This is a genomic window from Rhodanobacter sp. PCA2 (assembly GCF_013620825.1).
Taxonomy (GTDB): Bacteria; Pseudomonadota; Gammaproteobacteria; order Xanthomonadales; family Rhodanobacteraceae; genus Rhodanobacter_A.
The window spans coordinates 122317-125883 of the sequence record NZ_NJIC01000010.1 but is presented as its reverse complement, the minus strand read 5'-3'; the positions used below and the strand labels follow the sequence as shown (position 1 = coordinate 125883).

At 69.1% G+C, this 3567-nt stretch carries 4 protein-coding genes; 2 read left to right on the top strand and 2 right to left on the bottom strand.

What is annotated here, in order from left to right:
• A partial coding sequence (locus PCA_RS04250) for a TolC family protein (protein ID WP_255436650.1) occupies window positions 1-677 on the bottom strand: 677 nt, incomplete at its 3' end.
• A 189-nt stretch (window positions 678-866) separates the two neighbouring features.
• Entirely contained in the window at window positions 867-1646 is a 780-nt protein-coding gene (locus tag PCA_RS04245; RefSeq protein WP_181301315.1) for a SapC family protein, read from the bottom strand.
• 250 nt (window positions 1647-1896) lie between these two features.
• On the opposite strand from PCA_RS04245, the gene PCA_RS04240 reads away from it, so the two are divergent.
• Window positions 1897-2496: an HNH endonuclease gene (locus PCA_RS04240; protein ID WP_181301313.1), complete on the top strand. Its 600-nt coding sequence runs from the start codon at window positions 1897-1899 to the stop codon at window positions 2494-2496.
• A gap of 64 nt (window positions 2497-2560) precedes the next feature.
• A partial coding sequence (locus tag PCA_RS17525) for a 1-deoxy-D-xylulose-5-phosphate synthase N-terminal domain-containing protein (protein ID WP_255436649.1) occupies window positions 2561-3567 on the top strand: 1007 nt, incomplete at its 3' end.

Here is a 3567-nt window from a genome sequence, read left to right as displayed (position 1 = left end):
GCGCCTGCGTGGTGGGGGTCCCCCGCGCCCAGCCCCGCCGGCCCCGCCTTGCCCCCCGGCGCAGCCCCCTGCCGCTCGGTGTCCAGCTCGGCCTGCTGCGCGCGCAGGCCCAGCACCTGGTCGAACAGCAGGCGCGCCTGGGCAATGGTCTGCCATTCCGCCCACAGCAGGTCGAGGTTCACCTGCTCGGCCTGCGCGTTCGCCGCGCGCTTGCGCGAGGAGCGCAACAACAGCGCGCTCACGTCCTGGCTGATGCCCAGGCTGTAGGCCTTGGTGAGGCCGCTTTCGGAATGACGCGGCAGGTCCGCGCCGAAGCTCAGCTGCGGATCGGGCAGCAGGCCCGCGGCGAACGCCTGGGCGCGGGCCACGCCCAGCGCATCGCGCTGCACCTTCAGGTCGGGGCTGTTCGCCACCGCCAGCATCGCCACCTCGGTGACGTCGAGGCCGTCGGCGGGATCGAAGCGATGCGTCGCAAGCTCGGGCAGCGGCATCGCACTGGCCGGCACGCTGAGCTGCGTGGCGCTGGCGGCGCCCACGCCCTTGTCCAGCGGCAGGGGATGGTAGGTCGCGCAACCGCCCAGCAGCGCGGCGAGGCCCGCGGCGAGCAGGCCGCCGCGGGCGAGCCGCGCATGCGGGCGCGGCGGCAACGGTCTGGCAGTGGGAGCGTCCGTAATCATGGGCACAGAGTGCCGGGACGTTCTTAGCAGTTACTTAAGCCGACTCCGTCCATGGCCCGGGGAAACGGCCGAACGTGCGGCGGGCACTGACCTGCACGCATGTCGGCGCCGCGCAGGCGCCGCCGCAGGGCAACAAAAAGCGCCGCGCCGGACAAGCCGGCGCGGCGCTGATCGAGGCGATGTTCCGCTTCAGTTCTTGCGTGCGGCGGCGGCTTCGGCGTCCTCGCGCTCGCCCATGCGCTGGCCGAGGCGATCGAAGTTGTTCATCGACATCAGGTGCGCGTAGATCCAGCCGGCGACGCCTTCGCGCAGGAATTCCTGGGCGGTCTTCTCGTCGAGCTGGCGCAGCTTTTCCTCATTGACCACGAACAGGCCGTTGAGGTTGATCACGTGGCCGTCCGCGCTGTCCGGCGGGCCCTTGCGCAGGCTGATGTTGCGCGACTCCAGCAGGTCGTGCTTGCGCAACTGGTCCATGAACCAGCGCGTGCGCGCCACGTGCTGCTGGAACTCGCCGAGGAAGCCCACGGCGCGGCTCAGCAGTTCGGTGTCGCTGCCGTCCTCGTTGAACAGGCGGTCGCCCTCGGCGGTGCCGAAGCCTTCGTAGCCCTCGTCCAGGAACACCGCGAAGTCGTCGCCTTCCTGCCCGGCCGGCTTCTCGGCCAGCACGAACGGATAGCGGCGCACGAAGGCGGGGATGTAGACGTTCGGCGCCCACTGGCCTTCGGCATCCACGAACAGGTTCTCGTTCTGGCGCAGGCCCAGCAGCCCCACCGGACCGGCGTCGCTGAGGTCGTTGCCGGCGAACACGATGGGCAGGTCGCGCGCGGCCAGCCCGAATTCCACGCCGGTCAGCGGCACCGAATGGGCGCTCAGCGCGAACTTCATGTTCGGGATCGGCTTCAGGCGCAGATCCTTGTGGTCGTTGCGGTTGAGCGGCACCGGGCGCTCGTAGAAAAGGACTTCAGCCACGTTGTTTACCTCTGCCCCGCCGTGCCGGGGTTGCCAACGTGGCTCCCCCTCCCAAACCCGGCGTCGGGTCTACAGATGAACGATCACTATATCAGCGGGCGGGCCGCCCGCGAACCCCCCGCCGCAAGAGCTATCTGATTGACCGCAAAGCCTTTCGCATACGTTCTGACATGAAAATGTTCTATGCTGCGCTGCATCCGAGCACCGTTGCATGGCCGCAGCGCTCTTTCTCACCGGAAGGACGAACCGCATGCTGATGGAAGTCACGAACCGGGCCGATCTCTTTTCGACCCGCGTGCTGTCGCTGGACGCCGCCGGCCGCATCCTGGACTGGATCAGCTGGCAGGACGCCGTGTGCCTGTATGTGCGCGGCGCGGTGGCCTGGACGCTGGGCGACCCCTGCCTCACCGTGCACGGCGGCCACAACCGTGCGCTGGGCGCGCAGAGCCTGCTGGAACTGCACCCCATCGTGGCCAGCAGCGGCCACTGCCACGAATGCGCGATCGATCCCGCGCCCGCCCTCACCAACACCGCGCTGTTCGCCCGCGACCGCCACCTGTGCCTGTACTGCGGCGAGCACTTCAACCGCGGCGAGCTGACCCGCGACCACGTGCAGCCGGTATCCAAGGGCGGCCGCGACGAGTGGGAGAACGTGGTCAGCGCCTGCCTCGCCTGCAACCTCAAGAAGGGCAGCCGCACCCCGCAACAGGCCCACATGCCGCTGCTGGCCGTGCCCTACCGGCCGAGCTGGGTGGAGCACCTGATCCTGTCCAACCGCAACATCCTGGCCGACCAGATGGAGTTCCTGGTCAGCCACCTGCCGCGCGACCGCCGCCACGCGATGGCCTGAACGGGCCGCCAGTCGTCACATCCCCGCCCTTGCCCCGCCCCGCCGCTGGTTCAACAATACGGGGATGAAAGATCCCGCACGCTACCCCCACCTGGCGGCCATCGAGGCGCCGGCCGATTTGCGCCTCGTCCCCGACGAAGATCTGCCGGCGGTCGCCGACGAGCTGCGCCAGTACCTGATCGAGTCCGTGGCCAGTTCCGGCGGCCACTTCGGCGCCGGCCTGGGCGTGGTGGAGCTCACCGTGGCGCTGCACCACGAATTCGACACGCCCACCGACCGCCTGGTGTGGGACGTGGGCCACCAGTGCTACCCGCACAAGATCCTCACCGGCCGCCGCGACCGCATCACCACGATCAAGAAGAAGGACGGCCTCGCGCCGTTCCCGCGCCGCGAGGAAAGCGAGTACGACACCTTCGGCGTGGGCCATTCCTCCACCTCGATCTCGGCCGCGCTGGGCATGGCCATCGCCGCGCAGCGCAAGGGCGACCCGCGCAAGGTGGTGGCGGTGATCGGCGACGGCGCGATGACCGCCGGCATGGCCTTCGAGGCGCTGAACCACGGCGGCGGCATCGAGCCGAACATGCTGGTGGTGTTCAACGACAACGGCATGTCGATCAGCGAGAACGTGGGCGCGCTGACCAAGATGATGGCGCGCGCCATGGCCAGCCGCCGCCTCAACGCGGTACGCGAGCGGGCCAAGCAGGCGATTCCCAAGCAGTCCTACGCCGGCCGCTTCTTCAAGCGCTGGGAGGAACACGCCAAGGGCATGTTCGTGCCCTCCACGCTGTTCGAGGAGCTGGGTTTCCACTACACCGGCCCGATCGACGGCCACAACATCCCGCAACTGCTGGCCGCACTGCGCACGGTGAAGAACCTGCCCGGCCCGCAGCTGCTGCACGTGGTCACCACCAAGGGCAAGGGCTACGCCCCGGCCGAACAGGCGCAGATCGAATACCACGCGGTGGGTCCGTTCGACCCCGACGCCGGCCTGGTGAAGAAGGGCGCACCCGCCAAACCCACCTACACCGACATCTTCAGCGACAGGCTGTGCGACCAGGCCGCCGCCGACGA

What these genes read in the sequence shown, in the direction of transcription:
- PCA_RS04240 (WP_181301313.1), top strand. Translation starts at nt 1,897, where the DNA reads ATGCTGATGGAAGTCACGAACCGGGCCGATCTCTTTTCGACCCGCGTG.